Annotated in this window: 23 protein-coding genes and 1 tRNA gene; 6 read left to right on the forward strand and 18 right to left on the reverse strand. The window is 69.1% G+C overall.

Annotation, left to right across the window (positions count from 1 at the left end):
- The first annotated feature begins 289 nt into the window (after window positions 1–289).
- Window positions 290–1,723 (forward strand): recombinase family protein, encoded by a 1,434-nt coding sequence (locus tag IF99_RS0120685; protein WP_030998098.1) that lies wholly within the window; start codon window positions 290–292, stop codon window positions 1,721–1,723.
- Window positions 1,724–1,726: 3 nt separating this feature from the next.
- Here the strand turns inward: IF99_RS0120685 and IF99_RS34070 are convergent, their stop codons facing one another.
- The 12 genes from IF99_RS34070 to IF99_RS0120745 all read right to left on the reverse strand — a co-directional run bounded on the left by IF99_RS34070 (window position 1,727) and on the right by IF99_RS0120745 (window position 8,582).
- A complete protein-coding gene (locus tag IF99_RS34070) occupies window positions 1,727–1,882 on the reverse strand; it encodes a hypothetical protein (RefSeq protein ID WP_158716631.1) in 156 nt (51 codons plus the stop codon).
- Window positions 1,869–3,257 (reverse strand): replication initiator protein RepSA, encoded by a 1,389-nt coding sequence (gene repSA, locus IF99_RS0120695; RefSeq protein ID WP_030998099.1) that lies wholly within the window; start codon window positions 3,255–3,257, stop codon window positions 1,869–1,871. The genes IF99_RS34070 and repSA overlap by 14 nt, the downstream gene beginning before the upstream one ends.
- Window positions 3,254–4,444, reverse strand: a complete 1,191-nt coding sequence (locus IF99_RS0120700) for a DNA cytosine methyltransferase (RefSeq protein ID WP_030998100.1) — start codon at window positions 4,442–4,444, stop codon at window positions 3,254–3,256. The genes repSA and IF99_RS0120700 overlap by 4 nt, the downstream gene beginning before the upstream one ends.
- A 5-nt stretch (window positions 4,445–4,449) precedes the next feature.
- The gene (locus IF99_RS34075; protein ID WP_158716632.1) at window positions 4,450–4,635 is read right to left on the reverse strand and encodes a hypothetical protein; all 186 of its coding nucleotides are present in this window, start codon (window positions 4,633–4,635) and stop codon (window positions 4,450–4,452) included.
- Window positions 4,632–4,820 carry a hypothetical protein gene (locus IF99_RS0120710; protein ID WP_030998101.1) on the reverse strand — a complete coding sequence of 63 codons (189 nt, stop codon included), beginning with the start codon at window positions 4,818–4,820 and terminating at the stop codon, window positions 4,632–4,634. Before IF99_RS0120710 ends, IF99_RS34075 begins: the two co-directional genes overlap by 4 nt.
- An 87-nt stretch (window positions 4,821–4,907) precedes the next feature.
- Complete coding sequence (locus IF99_RS0120715) at window positions 4,908–5,474, reverse strand: GGDEF domain-containing protein (RefSeq protein ID WP_420705690.1); 567 nt, start codon at window positions 5,472–5,474, stop codon at window positions 4,908–4,910.
- Window positions 5,471–5,773 (reverse strand): hypothetical protein, encoded by a 303-nt coding sequence (locus IF99_RS0120720; protein ID WP_030998103.1) that lies wholly within the window; start codon window positions 5,771–5,773, stop codon window positions 5,471–5,473. Before IF99_RS0120720 ends, IF99_RS0120715 begins: the two co-directional genes overlap by 4 nt.
- Window positions 5,774–5,791: 18 nt before the next feature.
- Window positions 5,792–5,980: a mobile element transfer protein gene (locus IF99_RS0120725; protein WP_009067238.1), complete on the reverse strand. Its 189-nt coding sequence runs from the start codon at window positions 5,978–5,980 to the stop codon at window positions 5,792–5,794.
- A 14-nt stretch (window positions 5,981–5,994) separates the two neighbouring features.
- A complete protein-coding gene (locus IF99_RS0120730) occupies window positions 5,995–6,696 on the reverse strand; it encodes a DUF2637 domain-containing protein (protein ID WP_030998104.1) in 702 nt (233 codons plus the stop codon).
- A gap of 6 nt (window positions 6,697–6,702) precedes the next feature.
- Window positions 6,703–6,885: a hypothetical protein gene (locus tag IF99_RS0120735; RefSeq protein ID WP_030998105.1), complete on the reverse strand. Its 183-nt coding sequence runs from the start codon at window positions 6,883–6,885 to the stop codon at window positions 6,703–6,705.
- 5 nt (window positions 6,886–6,890) lie between these two features.
- Entirely contained in the window at window positions 6,891–8,243 is a 1,353-nt protein-coding gene (locus tag IF99_RS0120740; protein WP_030998106.1) for an FtsK/SpoIIIE domain-containing protein, read from the reverse strand.
- A gap of 3 nt (window positions 8,244–8,246) precedes the next feature.
- The gene (locus IF99_RS0120745; protein WP_030998107.1) at window positions 8,247–8,582 is read right to left on the reverse strand and encodes a hypothetical protein; all 336 of its coding nucleotides are present in this window, start codon (window positions 8,580–8,582) and stop codon (window positions 8,247–8,249) included.
- A 158-nt stretch (window positions 8,583–8,740) separates the two neighbouring features.
- Between IF99_RS0120745 and IF99_RS0120750 the strand changes: the two genes are divergently transcribed.
- Both IF99_RS0120750 and IF99_RS0120755 read left to right on the forward strand, forming a co-directional pair.
- On the forward strand, window positions 8,741–9,514 hold the full coding sequence (locus IF99_RS0120750) for a GntR family transcriptional regulator (RefSeq protein WP_030998108.1): 774 nt from the start codon (window positions 8,741–8,743) through the stop codon (window positions 9,512–9,514).
- A complete protein-coding gene (locus tag IF99_RS0120755; RefSeq protein ID WP_030998109.1) occupies window positions 9,511–10,074 on the forward strand; it encodes a GNAT family N-acetyltransferase in 564 nt (187 codons plus the stop codon). The genes IF99_RS0120750 and IF99_RS0120755 overlap by 4 nt, the downstream gene beginning before the upstream one ends.
- A 793-nt stretch (window positions 10,075–10,867) precedes the next feature.
- Here the strand turns inward: IF99_RS0120755 and IF99_RS0120760 are convergent.
- Both IF99_RS0120760 and dcd read right to left on the reverse strand, forming a co-directional pair.
- A complete protein-coding gene (locus IF99_RS0120760) occupies window positions 10,868–11,380 on the reverse strand; it encodes a phosphoribosyltransferase (RefSeq protein WP_030998110.1) in 513 nt (170 codons plus the stop codon).
- A gap of 4 nt (window positions 11,381–11,384) precedes the next feature.
- Window positions 11,385–11,960 (reverse strand): dCTP deaminase, encoded by a 576-nt coding sequence (dcd, locus tag IF99_RS0120765; RefSeq protein WP_030998111.1) that lies wholly within the window; start codon window positions 11,958–11,960, stop codon window positions 11,385–11,387.
- 383 nt (window positions 11,961–12,343) lie between these two features.
- On the opposite strand from dcd, the gene IF99_RS0120775 reads away from it, so the two are divergent.
- The 3 genes from IF99_RS0120775 to IF99_RS0120785 all read left to right on the forward strand — a co-directional run bounded on the left by IF99_RS0120775 (window position 12,344) and on the right by IF99_RS0120785 (window position 13,516).
- Window positions 12,344–12,414 (forward strand) — tRNA-Gly (locus tag IF99_RS0120775).
- A 455-nt stretch (window positions 12,415–12,869) separates the two neighbouring features.
- Window positions 12,870–13,118: a type II toxin-antitoxin system CcdA family antitoxin gene (locus IF99_RS0120780; protein WP_030998112.1), complete on the forward strand. Its 249-nt coding sequence runs from the start codon at window positions 12,870–12,872 to the stop codon at window positions 13,116–13,118.
- On the forward strand, window positions 13,115–13,516 hold the full coding sequence (locus IF99_RS0120785) for a hypothetical protein (protein ID WP_030998113.1): 402 nt from the start codon (window positions 13,115–13,117) through the stop codon (window positions 13,514–13,516). Before IF99_RS0120780 ends, IF99_RS0120785 begins: the two co-directional genes overlap by 4 nt.
- Window positions 13,517–13,794: 278 nt before the next feature.
- On the opposite strand, the gene IF99_RS0120790 is transcribed toward IF99_RS0120785, so the two are convergent.
- The 4 genes from IF99_RS0120790 to cas1e all read right to left on the reverse strand — a co-directional run bounded on the left by IF99_RS0120790 (window position 13,795) and on the right by cas1e (window position 16,773).
- Window positions 13,795–14,481, reverse strand: coding sequence for an HAD family hydrolase (locus IF99_RS0120790; RefSeq protein WP_030998114.1), 687 nt, complete (start codon window positions 14,479–14,481; stop codon window positions 13,795–13,797).
- Window positions 14,478–14,792, reverse strand: a complete 315-nt coding sequence (locus tag IF99_RS34080) for a hypothetical protein (protein ID WP_030998115.1) — start codon at window positions 14,790–14,792, stop codon at window positions 14,478–14,480. Before IF99_RS34080 ends, IF99_RS0120790 begins: the two co-directional genes overlap by 4 nt.
- A gap of 617 nt (window positions 14,793–15,409) precedes the next feature.
- The gene (gene cas2e / locus IF99_RS0120800) at window positions 15,410–15,763 is read right to left on the reverse strand and encodes a type I-E CRISPR-associated endoribonuclease Cas2e (protein WP_030998116.1); all 354 of its coding nucleotides are present in this window, start codon (window positions 15,761–15,763) and stop codon (window positions 15,410–15,412) included.
- On the reverse strand, window positions 15,760–16,773 hold the full coding sequence (gene cas1e, locus IF99_RS0120805; protein ID WP_030998117.1) for a type I-E CRISPR-associated endonuclease Cas1e: 1,014 nt from the start codon (window positions 16,771–16,773) through the stop codon (window positions 15,760–15,762). Before cas1e ends, cas2e begins: the two co-directional genes overlap by 4 nt.
- Between the last annotated feature and the right edge of the window lie 2 nt (window positions 16,774–16,775).

The raw sequence follows: 16,775 nt of genomic DNA on the forward strand, positions 1-16,775 counted from the left end.
TGCGCCAGCACCGCCCGATTGACCATGATCGCCACAGCCGGATCATGCCATCACCTGGCACGACACCTCACCCGCTATCACGCACCAACTCGTAAGGGGACACGTGCGGGACACGTAGGCCGACGCGAAAGGGCCCGCCGGGGTGACCGGCGGGCCCTTCGTGCTGTCCGGACGTCAGGCGTCGAGCACCTGGCCGTCGTGCCGCACGACGGGCGGCTGAACGCTCCAGGCTGACTTGACTACATGACGGTAGTAGCATGACTCCCGCTCAGAGGCAGGGGAGGCCGTCTTGGCACGCAAGGTGGGGATCTACACCCGGATCTCGCGGGATGACGAAGGCGATGCGCTCGGCGTCGCCCGGCAGCGCCAGGACTGCGAGCGTCTGACAGATCTGCGGTCGTGGCAGGCCGTGAAGGTCTACGAGGACAACGACGTATCGGCGTTCAAACGGAACGTCGTGCGCGACGAGTTCGAGCTGATGTTGAAGGATCTGCGGGCCGGGCTGATTGACGGCATCGTGGCGTACGACCTGGACCGTCTTGCCCGCCAACCACGGGACCTGGAACGCCTGATCGAGATCTACGACGACCGTCCCCGCCTGGAGTTCGCCACCGTCACGAACGACGTGAACATCGGGAAGCCGGACGGCCGCACGATGGCGCGCATCATGGTCGCGTTCGCCAACAAGTCCTCGCACGACGCGTCACGCCGCATCAAGCGCAAGCACCTGGAGTTGGCCCAGCAGGGGAAGGACAGCGGCGGCCCGGCCCCGTACGGGTGGCGGAAGGACGACCGGACGAAAGTCGATCCGGTGGCCTCCAAAGCCATCCGGGACGCACAGCGAGAGGTGCTTGCCGGCGTACGCATCGGCACCATCCGCACCCGGTGGCAGGAACAGGGCCTCGGGAACCCGCGCGAGGGTACCAAGCGCATGGCGCACCACCACGTGGAACAGATCCTCACCAACCCCCGTCTGGTCGGCTACCGCACGTACCACGGCGAGGTGCTGCACGGCGAGGACGGACAGCCCGTGATGGGCGAGTGGGACCCGATCAACACCCTCGAAGAGTGGGAGGCCATCTGCGCCGCCCTCGCCGAGCGGAAACGGCAGCAGCCGGGCAAGTCCCTGGCCCGCAAGTATCTGCTCTCGGGCATCGCTCGCTGTGGCCTGTGCAAGACCAAGATCCGAGGGCAGAACAACCGGCGATGGACGCCCGAGTCCAAGGCCGCGCGCTTCACCTACCAGTGCTCCGTGGTCAACGGCGGGTGCGGGAAGGTCGGCCGCGTGGGCGAGCCTGTAGACCGACTGATAGCGCAGCTCGTCTTGGAGGAGCAGCGGAATCGAGCATCGGTGACGGCGGTTCCCACCGAGCAACGTTGGCCGCGCGAGTCCGAGTTGAACCAGGTGAACGCCGAGATCGCGCAACTCGTCGAGGCGGAGCGGACGAAGCAGATCACGGTGACCACGCTGTTGCAGCTCCTGCCGGCGAAGGAGCGGGCGCGCGAGTCGCTGAAACTGGAGCGGGCCCGGTTCTACAAAGACCGGAAGCAGGCCGAAGCCAAAGGCGACACCGCGAACCTCACGGCTGACGAGTTCTTCTCGCTTCCCATCGAGCGTCAGCAGGAGATCGTCTTGCACAGCCTCTCGGCCGTGCTCATCCACCCGGCGGGGCGGGGGAAGCGCAAGTTCGACCCCGCCCTCATCGAACCTGTCTGGCGCTGAGGATCAGGCCCGGCCCTGGAGCACGAGCGCCCGCCGCACCCACTCCGCGTCACGTTCCGGGGCCCGGCGGAGATGCATCCGCACCCATTCCTCAGTGCTCATGACCGGCGCCGCCGTGGCGCGCTTGTCGGTCCGACGCCGCTTCTCATTCGCGCTCATCGAGCATCCCTCCGGCGAGTTCTTCGCGGGCGGTTTCGCGGTTGGTGTGGATCTCGTGGGCGATGCGGGCGGCGAGCCAGGATTCGCCGGGGGTGTGGCCGTGGCCGGCGTAGGCCCAGTGGGCGAGGGTGAGGGTGGTGGCTTCGGCGTCGTCGGGGTCGGGCAGGCCGAGGGCTTCGCGTTGTTGGGCGGCGCGGTAGTCGGCGCGGGTCTGGCGCAGGGCGCCGAGGGTGGTGGAGTAGCGGCGGGACTTGGTGGAGAAGTGGCCCCGGAAGCCGAGCATGTGGGCCCAGTCGCGGAGCTTGAAGTCCGGGTAGAGCGGGTGCAGGTCGAGGCACGCGGCGATGAGGCGGGCGGGGTGCTCGGGCACGCCGAGGAGGTCGAGGGCGTCTTTGCTGCCGATGCGGCGATCCACCGTGCCGGTGGTCTCGGCGGCTTTGGTGGCGTACTTGGCGACGTAGGAGGCCACGGCCTGTTCGGTGAGGTCTTCGCCGGCGCCGAAGGCGACGATGGGGCGCACGTCGAGCTGCGTGCCCCAGCGCAGGGTGCGGGCGGGCTGGTCACCGGCGGCGGGGACATCGACGGCGGCGCGGGTGGCGGCGGCCCGGAAGGCGTCTTCGAGGAGATCGAGGGTGGCCCACGGCGGGGGCGGGGTGTCGGGTCCGTCAGGGCCGTCGAGGCGTACGACGGCGTGGAAGTGGATGGCGCCGCGTTTCTGGTACTCGGCGACCTTCCCGTACGACACCCGGAGCTGTGCTTTGAGGTCGGCTTGGGTGAGGCCGACGCGCTTGGCGAGTTCGCGCGGCAGGTAGATCGTGAGGTAGCGCCAGAGCTGTCCGGCATGGTTGTTCCACAGAACGGCGCCCGCGTAGTCGTAGGCGTCCGCATCGAGCGGAATGCCGAGTTCGGGGGCGTCGTCGGGGTGGGCGGTGCCGCAGCGGCAGCGGCCGGTGCGGGGGCGGTTGTGGACGGGGCCGAAGCTGGGGGCGGTGAGGGTGATGAAGGCGCGGGGGTGATCGCGCACGGTGTGCGGGGTGCCCTTGTCGGGGTCGCCGGTGAGCCCGGCGCGGATCAGATGGTAGGTGTCGGCGCTGTACGTGCGGGCGCAGGAGGGGCAGCGCGAGGCGCGGCGGTTGCCGCAGGCGACGCGGAGCACAGCGCCGGGCTCATGGTCGGTGGTGTAGGCGTGGAGGACCTGGCGGGTGGCGGCGTCGAGGGTCTTGGTGCCGCCGGTGAGGCGGATCGGGTCGGCGCAGCCGCCGGTGCGGCGCGTCTGGTCCTGCCAGCGGTCGAAGCCGGGGGCCCCGGCCACCCTGCACACGTCGGTGAGGATGGCCGGGGTCAGGCCCGCCGCTGCGAGGGCGGGGTGGGTCACGCGGCCACCTCCAAAGCTGAGGTGACCAGCGGACGAAGGGCTGCGGTGGCGAGCAGAGGCGGGACGGCGTTACCGATCTGCTCGAACTGGCGGGTCTTGGAACCCTGGAAGGGGTAGCCAGGCGGGAAGGTCTGGAGGACGGCGGCTTCCCGGACACTGATACGGACCGGCTCAGGCCCCGCAGGAGCGGCAGGGTGCCAGGAGACGTCGCTGGCCGCATGCCCGAATACGAGGGTGGCGGCAGGTTCGTCGGTCCGGCGGATGGTGGCGTTGGCGCGGTTGCTGTGTTTCAGGACCCACTGACTGCCTGCCCTCGCCGTGAACGTGGGAGCAGGCGCGTTGTGCGGGTCGGTGGTCTGCCGGGTGCCATCGGGCTGCTGATTGCGGTTGGTGTGCAAGATCCAGGTGCCGCGCTGCTGTGCGTCGAGCAGGGCCTTGCGGGCGCTAGAGGGGAAGGGCTCTGGGCCGCCGCTCTTGCCGCCGCCGGCGGTGACAGTCGGGGTGGGACGGTCAGTAGCCCCCCAGCCGAGCGCGTCGGCCATGGTCACCCACGGATTCAGGGCGGGCCCGAACAGGGTTTCCGGACCAGGCTCCCTCGCGTGGGTGGGCTCCGGAGGAGAGGCGGTGCGGATGCGGGAGGCGAGCAGCAGGACGCGGCGGCGGGTCTGCGGGACACCGTAGTCGGCGGCGTTGACGACACCGGTCCACACCGAGTAGCCCAGAGCACGCAGGAGGGCCGCGAGGTGGGCGAACAGCGGCGCCACGGCGGGGACTTCTTCGAGGGCGATCCACTCGGGGCGCAGGTCGAGGGCGTAGCGCAGCGGTTCGAGGACCAGCAGGGAGCGCGGATCTGCGCACGCGGTGCCCAGGACGGCGCGGGTGTCGTTCCCGCGGGTGAGGTCGTCCAGGCCCTGGTGGCACAGGTCGATATCGTCACATCCGGCACGCAGTCCAGCGGCACTGAAGGTCTGGCAGGGCGGGGAGGCGATCAGCCCAGTCACCTTCCCGGCGAGCGGGGCGGTGGGGTAGGCGGCCACATCGGCACGGATGGTGGTGTGTCCAGCGGCTGCGCGGGTGGCACAGGCAGAGGCGTCGATCTCGATACCGACGTCGCTCATGCCGAGGCCGCGCAGCCCCTGCGACCAGCCGCCCGGTCCCGCGAAAAGATCCAGGGCTACGCGAGGGATGGTGTTCACTTCTCGCCCTCCCCGTCCTTCGGGGTGTTGGCGTCGATCCACTCTTCGGCGCAGACCTTGTGGACGGGCTTGCCCCGGTCGGAGCGCAGCGGGGTCGGCTTCGTGCAGATCACGCACGGCTTGTCGCCGTTGTGGTCGTAGTGCTCGGGCGAGCGCCAGTCGAGGAAGGCCATTCCGGTCACCGCCCGGCCGTGACGGGGGCGGGGGCGGTGCGGGTGGTGGTGCCGGTGCCGTGGCAGGCGGGGCAGACGGCGGGGAGGGTGTGGCGCTGCCCGGTGGGGGTGGTCTGGCCGGTGGTGATGTGGGCGACCGCGAAGCCGTCGCAGGAGCCGCAGATGGGCGTGACGGGGTAGGGCTGGGGCATCATGGGGGCGTGCCTTTCTGATTCTTCGGATCGGGTGGGTACGCCCCGGAGCGGCGGAAGTTTGGCGACCGAGGCCGCTCCGGGGGTTGGTCAGTTGTGGGTGTTGCGCCTGCCGCGACGGCCCCTGTCCTTGTCCGCGTACATGGCGGCGTCGGCGTGGGTAAGCGCGGCGGACAGGTCCGGGACGGTCAGGTCGTGGCGGTGGCAGAAGCCCGCCGAGGCGCCGACCGGGAGCCGGTTGCCGTGGTGGGTGACGGGCTGGTTGAGGGCCCAGCCCAAGGCGCGGGGGCCGGGGGTGCGGGCTAGGTCGGGGACGGCGGCGGCGAACTCGTCCCCGCCGATGCGGGCGGCGATCCCGTGGGGTCCGGCCCAGAGCGCGAGGCGCTGAGCGGTCGCGGTGAGCACCGCGTCACCGGCGTCGTGCCCGTACGTGTCGTTGACCGTCTTGAAGTCGTCCAGGTCCACCAGGAGCACGACGGCGTTCGGGGACTTAGCGAGGAGCCGGGAAGCGCGGGCGGTGAAGGCGGCGCGGGTGGGCAGGTCGGTGAGCGGGTCGCGGCGGGCGGTCGCCAGGCTGCGGATGAGGTAGCCGGAGTGGGTTGCCCAGCCGAGGACCGGGACGACGGCCGCGAGGGCGGTGGCGTCCAACGTGCTCACCGGCCCTTGCGCAGGTCGTTGAGGAGCAGGCGCAGGACGACGGCGACCACGGCGACGGAGATACCGGTGATGGCGACCGCGAGGAGCATGGACACCAGGACGGTCCCGACGACGAGGACGACGGCCGTCCCGCCGGCGGCGACCGTGATGACGGCGGCCGGGGTGAGCTGGACCGTGGGCCGCGAGACCGGCACGGGCGCCGGGGCCGCGGGCTGAACGGGGGCCGGGACGGTGCCGTCCACGGGGACGGTCGGGGTGGTCGGCGGGGTGTCGTGGGGCGGGTACTTCGGGGTGAACACGGTGGTGGTTCCTTCCGGTCAGGGCTTGCAGTGGTGGGTGCGGGCGGCGAGTTCGGCGGCGGAGCGGTCGCGGTAGTCGGCGGAGAAGCCGCAGCCGGGGGCGGTGCAGGCGGCGGTGTGACGGGCGGTGCCGTGGCGGTCGTAGTAGGTGCCGACCTGCACGGGTCCGATCCGGATCGTGCGGCGGTAGCGGTTGGGCACGGGCACGGTGTCTCCTCGGTTCAGGTGAGCTGGAGTTCGGCGGTGACGGCATTGGCGAGGGCTTCGGGCAGGCCGAGGCGGGCCCGGAGCGTGGCGGCGGGGATCGGTTCGCCGGAGGCGGCACGGTGGGCGTCCGCGACCTTGCGCGCGTGATCCAGCAGCGCGGGCGGAACACCGGGGGCGGACGGCTTCGGAGCCGGTGGTTCAGGCTTCGGGGCGGGTGGCGGCTCCACAGCCGGTGCGGGTGCGGGGTCGGCGGCGGGGAGCGCGGCCGGGGCCGGTTCCTCCTCGCGGTCGATCTCGACCTCAGCCGAAGCCGGGACCGAGGCCGGGGGCGCCGGATCGGGGTCGGGCGCGGGGGCCGGGGTGGTGTTGTGGATGAGGAGGCTGCCGCCGAGGAAGGCCAGCGCGGGCCAGCCCGCGACGAGGATGCGCAACCAGGCGGGAACGTGCACGAGGTCGAGGAGACCGGCGGTGGCGACGTTGGCGCCGAGCGAGGCGGTCAGGGCGATCCCGAACCACGTCCAGGCCGTGCGGTCCCCGCGCGAGGTCCGCAGCCGACGCCATGCGGCGACCAGGAGCAGGTCCACCGAGATCGGATAGGCCCACGCCTTCCACCCGTCCTGCCCAGCCGCGTCCGCGACATCGTGGATGTGGGCGAAGGACAGGGCGCCGGCGATGACCGCTTGCACGAGCACCGCGTCAACTCGCATACGCGACATGGTGGTTCACTCCTTCTCGGGAGCGGCCGGGGTGGCTTCGCCGCTGCCGAAGCAGGTGAGGCACATGCCGTCCTGCTTGCCGACCACGCGGCGCTTGCGACCGACCCGGACGGCGACCGCGACCACCCCGGAGCCCTGGCACACCTCGCACGCGACGGGCGCCGGCGGCGTCTTCTTCCTGGTGGTCATGGCGGTCACTCCGTCACCGGGCGGGGCCGCACGACCGGGGCCGGAGCCGTGTCCGTGTCCGGGGTCGCGGGGGCGGGCGGGCGGAACGGGTCGAGGGCGGGCAGGCTGTCGGGGACGAGGTGGGCGAACTCCCGGCAGACGGCGACGACTTCGGCCTGTGTCGTCTGCGGGGTGCGGATGCGGGACCAGCCGCCGGAGGAGTCGGCGGCGACCGCGAGGCCGGGCCGGTCCGGCGGGATCGACGTGGCGACCGGTACGGCGTCCGGGGCAACGTCCCCAAGGCCCATCTCGGCGGTCTGCTTGTCGTTGACGCGGTGCACGACCCGCCCGGTGAGCTGTGCGCGGAGCATCGTGGCGCCCTTGCCCAGCTCGGAGCCGAAGCGCTGCCCGCACACCTCCAGGTAGATCCCGACCGCACGGGCCATCTGCGCCAGCCGGATCAACGACGTGACCAGCCGTTCCCGCCGCTCCTCGTCCTTGCGCGAGGCGGTGAGGAAGAGTTCCGCCACCTCATCCACGAGGGCCACCAGCGACACCGGCCGCAGCTTCGCGGGCAGCTCCCACATGTCCGAGGCGCCGTGCGAGGCGATCAGGTCGAATCGTGCCTCCATCTCCGCCACGAGGACGGACAGGAGCCGGTCCGCGTCGTCGGGGGTGGTGGCCAGGGCGGACAGGCGTGGGGCGTACGCGGACTGTTCGACGCCGTGCTTGCAGTCGATCCCGACCACGGCGACCGGCAGCGGCGCGAGGCCCTTGACGAGGTTGCGCTGGTACATCGACTTACCCGACTGGTTGGCCCCGAGCGTCAGCGAGTGCGGCACCTGCCGGAAGTCCCGTACGAAGGCCGTGCCGTCTTCCCGCAGCGCCACCGGGACGACCAGGCCCTTGCCCTTGGGTGAGTGGCGCGGCATCCGTACCCGGCGCAGTACGTCGTAGCCGGTCATCCGCAGTTCCACGAACCCGGGCTTCGTCGGGACCACGGTCACCGAGTGGACGCCCCAGGCGTGCCGCAACCGTTCCGAGGCGGCGGCCACGTCGGCGGGTTCCAGACCGGCCGGGAGCCGCAACGACACCCGCAGCCCCGTGGACGTGCCACGCAGGCGGCGCACCTTGGGCGGGACCGGCTGCACCTCACGGTGAGCGACGTTGCGGACCATGAACGCCCGCAGCCGCGACGGCTGAACCGTCAGGTCACACACGTCCATCACGGACGAGTACGTCCAGGTGAACCGGGCCGAGGCGAGCGGCAGGCCCACCGTGGACCAGTACAGGCGCGGCGCCCGGTACTTCGCGACCCCGAGCCCGCCGGCGGCCGACAAGGCCCCCGAGGCTTCGAGCCACAGCGACAGATCCGGCATGACTCACGCACCCGCCAGGCTGGTCACCGCGACGGCGCGGAACGAGATCCCGTGACGCTTCTGGCCGTTGAACTCGTTCTCCCAGTCCCGCGCCTTGAGCCCCGTCACCGACACCGGCGAACCCGGCGCCAGGTCCGACGAGACGCCCGTCTCAGGAACGGTGACCTGGTAGAGGTTCCCCTCCCCGTCGTCCGAGATCAGCAGCCCCACCGTGGAGAGCCCGGCACCGGTCTCCCGGTCCACCGCACGCTCCCCGGTCTGCTTGTTCACGAGCTTCGGCGCCGGCGCGGTCGCCACGAACACGATCGCGGTCGAAAGGTCGATCTTGAAGACGGCCATAACTGTCTCCTGACAGCTCAGACATGGGCCACTCAGACCCCTTGCTCAACTTGTTGGTACAAGCTGACATGTATGAGCTTGGACCCGCGTGGCGCGAACGTCAAGAGGTGAGCGACAACATGTACCAACAAGTTGACCGTGTGCGTCATGATGGGTACATGAGTAAGCAGCCGAAGTATCAGCAGGTCGCCGACGCGCTCCGGCGCGAGATCAGTGGCGGCCTCTACCAGCCTGGCGCCCGCCTGCCATCAGAGAGCGAGCTGTCCGCACGATTCGAGGCGTCGAGAAACACCGTACGGTCAGGACTCAATCTCCTGGTGAGCGAAGGGCTCATTTCATCCAGTCAGGGACTCGGGTACGAGGTCCGCAAGCACGAGGTGTTCGTACTGAACGCCTCCCACTTCGAGAACCTGAACTTTCCGCAGGACGGCGACGCCTACTCCACGGACGTACGCAATGCGGGAAGACGGCCCCACCAGACGTTCCGAGTTGAGATGACCACCGCACCGGAGTACATCGCCGAGCGCTTGAAGGTCGAGGCCGGTTCTCGGACGGTGCTCCGCTTCTGCCATCGCTTCCTCGATGACGTGCCGTGGTCCACCCAGGCCACGCACTACCCGGAGTGGCTTGTGGAGAAGGCCCCCCGACTCACCGAACCCGGGGACATAGCCCAGGGAACCACTCGATACCTGGCCACTCTCGAAATTGAACAGGTCGGGTACGCCGACGAGATCGCAACCCGAATGCCGACGCCCGAAGAGGCACGTCTCTTGGAGATCGGTGCCGGCGTGCCCGTCCTGCTCTGGACGCGCACCGGGTACTCCGCCACGGGGCCAATTCGCTGCACGGTGACCACCTTCCGTGGCGACCTCAACCGCATGAACTACGAGATCGGCGATCTCTCGGCCCGAGACGAGTCCAAGCACCAGTGAAGATTGCACCAGCTACACCCGACGACCTCTCCAGCCTCTTGGCATTCCGGAAGGAAGCCGCAGCGTGGCTCAGCGCTCTCGGAACGGATCAATGGAGCCGCCCTTACCCTGCTGATCGGCTGATGGCCACGATCGAAGCGGGGGTCGTCTTCATGCTGCGAGACGGAAACGCGACCGCAGGAACGATCACTCTCACCCCGGAAGCCGAAGAGGGGTTGTGGTCGAAGGGGGAGCTTCGGGAGCCGACCATGTTTGTGAACAAGTTGACGGTCGGCCGGGACTACGCAGGGCAGAACCTGGGCGGGCGGTTGCTTGACTGGGCAGGTGATCGGGCATTCAAGGCGGGGGCCGTGTGGCTACGTCTCGACGCGTGGACGACGAATGCAGCCCTCCAGCGCTACTACATCCGCCACGGCTTTGAGCATGTAAGAACCGTGACGGAAGGGGATGCCATCAACGGCGGCCCGCGTGTCTCCGGCTGGCTCGCCCAGCGCCCAGCGCAACCAGCCAACCACGGCTTCACGGACGAGACCCCACCTCCACGATCTATCGCCCGTTGAGCCCTGTTACAGGTTTCTCTACTTCATCAAGGCACCCGGCTGCGCTCCGCTCCGCCGGGCGCGCTCCCGGCTCCACCGGGGCGCCGCTCCTGCCTCCGGCCCGCTCCGCCCCGCTCCGCCGAGAGGGGGCGGCTCGGGCGTCCGCCGGCATCGTCGGGGTGAGCGTGGGGAGCTTCCATCCCGCCCACCTTCGGCCCAGCCAGAGGCGAGCAGCCACGGCCCAGGGCGTCAAGGTCGTTCGTACACCCAACAGGCCGACCATGGCACCGAACCCCAACTGAGACAGATTTGAACATGTCTCCATGACGGATTTCGCCGCCTCGGTCGGCTTTGCCACAAATATTCCGATATAGAGACTCGCAGTCAACGTCAACAAGGTGATCGCCAAGACACCAAAGAAAACGAGCCGAAAATGCTGCGACACAGTTGCGCCACCAGCGGCTGAGGGAGCCGCAGTGGTATCTGCCGTATCCGCCACCACCTGTGCCGCGACCGCCTCGTCAGACATGGCCATCACCGGGCCCCCGAGACGAATCGGAATTGCCCCTGAGAGCCTCAGAGACCCTCTCTCCGATGGTCACGCCTCCACCACTCGTCCGCCGACCGCGAAAGATCGCAACAAGGACCCGGCGAAGAGGAGGGGCCGCGAGAGTCACGACGACAGACGAGATCGCCGGCACGAGGTCCAACCAGTTCATCCCCACCACCCCCGACGTTCAACAATGCAGGCGGCAACTGTATCTGTGGGGCGCTCAACTACGTGGGCTCTTTGCCACCCTCTCCCGGGCGCAGGTCAGAGAGCTTCCCTATTCGCCTTGACTGCTTCTCCCGACCTACGTACCGGAGGCAAGACACTCCACGGGAAGTTGATCCAGTCGTCGGTGCGCTTCCACACGTACTCGCACTTGACGAGGGACTGCGACTTCTCGTAGATGACGGCACTGCGGACCTCGGCGACGTGTTCGACGCAGAAATCGTGGACGAGTTTGAGGGTCTTGCCCGTATCAGCGACGTCGTCAGCGATAAGGACCTTCTTGTTGCTGAAGTCGATGACGTTGGGAACGGGAGCGAGCATTACCGGCATTTCGAGCGTGGTGCCCACACCGGTATAAAACTCGACATTGACAAGATTGATGTTCTTCACGTCGAGGGCGTAGGCGAGACCACCTGCGACGAAGACACCGCCGCGGGCGATGGAGAGCACGATGTCGGGCTCGTAGCCGTCGTCGGCGATGGTCTGCGCGAGCGCGCGGACGGCGCCGCCGAAGTCCTCGTACGAAAGCTCTTCGCGTTTGCCGCTGCTCACGGGCTCACACCTCGGTCCGGTGGAAGTTCAGATAGGAACGGGAGGCCGTGGGCCCCCGCTGGTCCTGGTAGCGCGAGCCGTACCGCTCCGAGCCGTAGGGGAACTCGGCGGCCGAACTCAGCTGGAACAGGCACAGCTGCCCGATCTTCATGCCGGGCCAGAGCTTGATCGGCAGGGTCGCCAGATTCGACAGCTCAAGAGTGACGTGCCCGGAGAAACCGGGGTCGATGAAACCGGCCGTGGAATGCGTGACGAGACCGAGGCGGCCGAGCGAACTCTTTCCCTCAAGGCGGGACGCGAGATTGTCGGGCAGTGTCACGACCTCGTACGTCGAGGCGAGCACGAATTCCCCCGGGTGCAGGATGAACGGCTCGTCGCCCTCGGGCGAGACCTGTCGCGTGAGATCCACCTGCTCGACGGCGGGGTCGATATGGGGGTACCGATGGTTCTCGAACACCCGGAAATACCGGTCGAGACGCACATCGACGCTGGAGGGCTGGATCATCGACTCGTCGAACGGATCGATCCGCACCCGACCGGCATCGATCTCGGCCCGGATGTCCTTGTCTGAGAGAAGCACCCGTCAAGGGTACGGCCCGCCCCGCGCCGGGACGGGCCCCACCCCGCTCAGCGCGCCCCGGCCTCCACCGGGACCGCGTACCTCAACCGCGCACACCTCGGGCACCGCACCAACCGCCCGGGCCCGATCCGCGCGGCCCCGAGCCGCCGCATCGGGAACGAGGACGTGGCGAACACATGCCCCTCAGCACAACGCACGACGGTGTCCCCCATCAACCCACAGGCCCCTTCCACCAACCGACGATCCAGGACGAACGCCACATTACGCCCCACCCCGTCCCGCCCCACACCCAACCCCCGCCCCCATACGGTAGAGTTCCCCCAAGGAAACACCCCGCCACCACCGGACTCACATCATCTGGTAGGCTATGGGGGTATTTCTTCGCGGGTGTAGTTTAATGGTAGAACATGAGCTTCCCAAGCTCAGAGCGCGAGTTCGATTCTCGTCACCCGCTCTTTGAAAAATCCTCGGCCAACGGCCGGGGATTTTTGTTTTCTGGAGCGTTCTGGTCCACCGTGCCGCTCGCGTGCCATGGCTTCCTTGCGGATACATCGGGCCGGATACGGCGGCACATGGGGAGCCTGCCGAGGAGTCAGCGCTCACCAGCACGGGCCGTGCGCTCGCCGATCACCCGCTGAGCAGCATTCAGCCCGGGGACGCGAAAGCCGACTCTACGGACGAGCCGCACTACCCACCCGCCAGGGGGGCCTGGCGCCCTGCCAGACCCGCTCCAGAACTTCCACGTCCGGTCGAGCACCGGGCCGCTGCCAGCAGTGCATTATTACGGCTCTCATTCCGCCGTGAATAGCTGGAGCGACAAGAGCCGCCCCGATTTCATCCCGCGACCTCGGCAGCGAGCTTCAGGAGAAGTCCCAAGCACTCCTGCGCATACTTCAGTATGCTTGCCCCATGTCCTCGACGACTCGCATCACCGTCACGCTGCCCAGCGACCAGGTTGCGGAGCTCCGCAAGCTCACGGACAACGTCTCCGGCTACGTGGCGGAAGCCGTAGCCCGCCAGATCCGGCACCAACTCCTGGGCGAGGACCTCCGCCGCCATGAGGAGGAGCACGGAGCCTTCAGTGACGAGGAACTCGCCGAGGCCCGTACGAAGATCTTCGGTGCCGCCGGTTCCGCGGGCGAGGCGGACGCCGCGTGAGCGAGCGCGTCGAAACCGTTGTCCTGGACTTGGAAGGGCTCTCCGCCTGGATCGCGCAGGACCGCAAGCTCCTCGCCATGCTTCAGGTCTTTCACGACATGGGAGCCGACCTGGTGATCGGGGCGAACACCATCGTGGAAGTAACCCACTCCCGCACCAACATGCCTCGCCTGAACTGGGCCCTGTCCCGCATCAAGGTGGAGCCGGTCACGGAGCAGGCGGCGAAAGCGGCGGCTGAGCTCCTCAAGGGCGCAGGACTGCACGGGCACAAGTACGCCATCGACGCCACAGTCGCCGAGGTCGCGCTCCGCCAGCCGAAACCCGTCGCCCTGCTGACCTCCGACAGCGACGACATGACCAAGCTCTGCGGCAGCCAGGTCCGCATCATCCCTCTCTGACCCTCCAGGCCACCCGGTGCATGAGCCTCAACAGGTTCTGGTGCGCCCCAGCGCTCCCGTGCCCCTTCCGTGCCCAGCGGAGCGGACAAGAACGGTCATGTACGGCGCTCGGAGACCACTGCAACGGCGCACATCTCGGCCAAACACGCAGTTCAGAGCCAATACGGACGTCCGAGAACCACTGATTCCCAAGCTCAGAGCGCGAGTTCGATTCTCGTCACCCGCTCTCTGTAAAGGCACCCGGGTTTTCAGCCCGGGGCCTTTTTCGCGGATGCGGGTCAACGGATCAGCTCCAGAACCCGCCTCGGGTCGGTCAGATCATCGATGACGTGATCGGCGCCGGCCTCCGCCAGGTCCTCGGCCGCAGTCGTGCCCGAGGCGACACCGATGACTCGGGCGCCCCCTTCACGTCCCGTACGGACGTCCTGGAACGAGTCGCCGATGATGACGGTGTTGGCGCGGGTGAAGGGATGGCCGTGGGCGCGTTCGGCCCGGTCCTGGGCGATGCGGACCAAGGCGGGACGGTGGGGGTCGTCGGAGGCGTAGCCGCCCAGCGGGATCTCCAGGTAGTCGGTGAGGCCGAAGGCGGCCAGTTTGATCTCGGCGCTCTCCCGCAGGTTCCCCGTCACGATCGACGGGACGAGGTCCGCGTCCGCGCGTACCGCCGCGAGGGCTTCGACCGCGCCGGGCATGAGGTGACCGTCCCGTAGCAACTCAGCCCGGTGGCGGCGCAATGCGGCGGGGAGGCGCGCGACGACGAGGGGGGCCACACGATCCACCTCCGGTACGCCGTTGGCGGCGAGAAGTTCCCGTACCGCCACGGGCATCGTGACCCCCGTGCCCTTCGCGGGCAGCTTCGTCGCCGGGCGGCCGACGACGGTGCGGAAGACCTCGCGGTAGACGAGGCGGTCGGTGTCGCCCGCGTAGAGGAGGGTCCGGTCGATGTCCCACAGGACGAGGATCATGCCGGCACCCGCTCCCGGAGGACCTCTTCGCCGTGCTCGACGAAGGACCGCACGGCCCTCGCCCCGCCGAAGCGGCGGGCCTCGGCAAGCATCGCGTGCAGGTGATCGTCCAGCCTCGCGGACCGCACGTCCCGCACCATCGCGAGGACCTCCTCCCCGGTCGCGCACCCGGCGTCGGCATCACCCGCACGCACCTGGGCCGTGGCCGCGCGGGAGAGGAACTGCGCCTTCGTCCGCGCTGCATCCTCAGCCAGTGAGCCTCGGGCCGACGCGAAGGCTGTCGCAGCCTCGGTGGGCTTGCCAAACTCCAAGCAGAAACTATCCCGTCGTCCGTAGAACTCGTCCGGGTGCGCCCATCCCCGCGCGCGGGGAGCGGTTCCACACGTTCCGGAGGGTTCCTGCGAGCTCGGGCTCATCCCCGCACGCGCGGGGAGCGGTCCCGAACCCGGCCTTGGAGCCGGGCGACGTAGGGCTCATCCCCGCACTCGCGGGGAGCGGTCGCTCCTGCTCGCGTTGCAGGGTGGCCCCGAGGGCTCATCCCCGCACGCGCGGGGAGCGGCCGCCGACCGGGCCAGGGCACCGGCCGTGCCGGGGCTCATCCCCGCACGCGCGGGGAGCGGGCTGCGTGAGCTGGGCTTTTGTCAACGTGCGGAGCCCCGTTGAGCAAGAATGAGAGGAACGGGCATATAGAGCGAAGGGGAAATCTAGTGTCTCGGGTAATCCCCCCTGCCGTACGCGAGGCCACCCTCCCAAGGAGCTCCGCTCTCCGGTGCTCACGCCTCGGTTCGGTTCCTCCCGGCGTGGGTGTGACGCCAGGTGGGCTACGCGGGCCGTTACGGCGCGCAGGCGCTCCGATGTCCTCGGGCGCCGTCGCGCGTGTGTGTCAGGACCGTGGTCACCGGCGAAGAGCCGTGTCCGGGTGGGCGAGCTACGGCTTGTTGCCGAAGCGACGGCGTTTGGAGGCTTTGCTCCACCCCCTGGAAGTCGATGCGGGGGAAGGCGCGGAGCGGGCCGAGGGGCGGAAGATGAGGGTCAGGCCCTCGTGATCGACTGGATGCCACTTGTGGTCGTGGGTGCGGAAGGCGTAGCCCTGTTCGGAGTCGGTGGCGTAGGCGAGCAGTGCGCGGCCTTGACCGGCGTACTGCCGGACCTCGTCCCACAGGAAGTCCCGGATGCGGGCGGATGGGTTGCCCAGGAAGACACCGGGCGAGATTTCCAGCAACCAGCGGGTGAGCAGGCCGCGCAGACCTACCGGGCAATGGGTGAGGACGATGACGGTCACCAGATGACTCCGTGCCGCACCTTGTCGTCCTGGGTCCAGACGTCCTGCGCGCCGAAGGTGGCGCCTCCGGTTGCCCCCTGATCGCCGTAGTTGCGGCCGGCTGCCAGCTCTGCGCCCCGGTCGGAGTGCAAGGTGACGTGATCACGTTCGTCCGGATGACCGGTACCCGCGGGCGCGAGGAGTGCCTGGATGTCCCGTACGCACCGGTCGAGCAGCCGGGTGGAGTTGATGCGGTCCCGCAGCGCGCGCCGGGTGCGGGAGCCGATGTCCTCGGGTCCCTCCGCGGCGACCTCGAAGGCCACGGGGATGCCGATGTCCGTCTTGTAGAAGTCGGCCACGTCCAGCACGAAGGAGAGTTCGTGGCCGGAGTGGACGAAGCCGAGACCCGGTGTGCAGCCCAGGGCCGTCACGACGGCCTGGGCGATGCCGTACATGCACTGCGCCGCGGCGGTCACGGCCTGATTGGGGGCATCGCCCGAGTTGAAGTCTCCCGGTGTGTACCGCCGGCCGTGCCACGGGACGCCGGTCCGGGCCGCCTGTTCGGCGTAGCACCGCTTGACGCGATCCCCCTCCCGGCCGAGGAGCTGGCGGCGGGTGCATCCGGCCGGGTCCTCGTCCGGGAAGCGGAGGCGGTACATGGCCCTGGCGACATCGAGCCGGGTGCGCTGGTTCGCCCAGGCCGTGGCCTGGGCTTCCAGGAGGGCCGAGGAGCGGTTCAACGCCCGTCCCCCGGCGTAGAAGCGCACGCCGTGCTCGCCGACCCACACCACCACCGCGCCGCTCTCCCCCAGAACAGCCATGGCCTGGTGGGTGATCCGGGTACCGGGGCCGAGCAGCAGGCAACCGATCGTCGCGGACGGGATGTGGCGTACGCCCTCCGCGTCCTCGGCGGTGAGGGCGTTGGCGTCGCGGTGGACGGTGCAGCGTTCCAGGTAGACGAAGGACAGTCGTTCACCGACGCGGGTGAGCCGGCGCGGACCGGAGGCGGGACGCTTGCTGACAGTGGCCATCC

Origin of the sequence: Streptomyces sp. NRRL F-5630 (genome assembly GCF_000719475.1) — a bacterium.
In the GTDB taxonomy this organism is placed as follows: domain Bacteria; phylum Actinomycetota; class Actinomycetes; order Streptomycetales; family Streptomycetaceae; genus Streptomyces.

Excerpts from the sequence above, each read along its gene's own strand:
- IF99_RS34070 (WP_158716631.1), bottom strand. The coding sequence starts at position 1,882 with ATGAGCGCGAATGAGAAGCGGCGTCGGACCGACAAGCGCGCCACGGCG.
- IF99_RS0120710 (WP_030998101.1), bottom strand. The coding sequence starts at position 4,820 with ATGATGCCCCAGCCCTACCCCGTCACGCCCATCTGCGGCTCCTGCGAC.
- IF99_RS0120730 (WP_030998104.1), bottom strand. The coding sequence starts at position 6,696 with ATGTCGCGTATGCGAGTTGACGCGGTGCTCGTGCAAGCGGTCATCGCC.
- IF99_RS0120735 (WP_030998105.1), bottom strand. The coding sequence starts at position 6,885 with ATGACCACCAGGAAGAAGACGCCGCCGGCGCCCGTCGCGTGCGAGGTG.
- IF99_RS0120740 (WP_030998106.1), bottom strand. The coding sequence starts at position 8,243 with ATGCCGGATCTGTCGCTGTGGCTCGAAGCCTCGGGGGCCTTGTCGGCC.
- IF99_RS0120745 (WP_030998107.1), bottom strand. The coding sequence starts at position 8,582 with ATGGCCGTCTTCAAGATCGACCTTTCGACCGCGATCGTGTTCGTGGCG.
- IF99_RS0120750 (WP_030998108.1), top strand. The coding sequence starts at position 8,741 with ATGAGTAAGCAGCCGAAGTATCAGCAGGTCGCCGACGCGCTCCGGCGC.
- IF99_RS0120780 (WP_030998112.1), top strand. The coding sequence starts at position 12,870 with ATGTCCTCGACGACTCGCATCACCGTCACGCTGCCCAGCGACCAGGTT.
- IF99_RS0120790 (WP_030998114.1), bottom strand. The coding sequence starts at position 14,481 with ATGATCCTCGTCCTGTGGGACATCGACCGGACCCTCCTCTACGCGGGC.
- cas1e (WP_030998117.1), bottom strand. The coding sequence starts at position 16,773 with ATGGCCACTGTCAGCAAGCGTCCCGCCTCCGGTCCGCGCCGGCTCACC.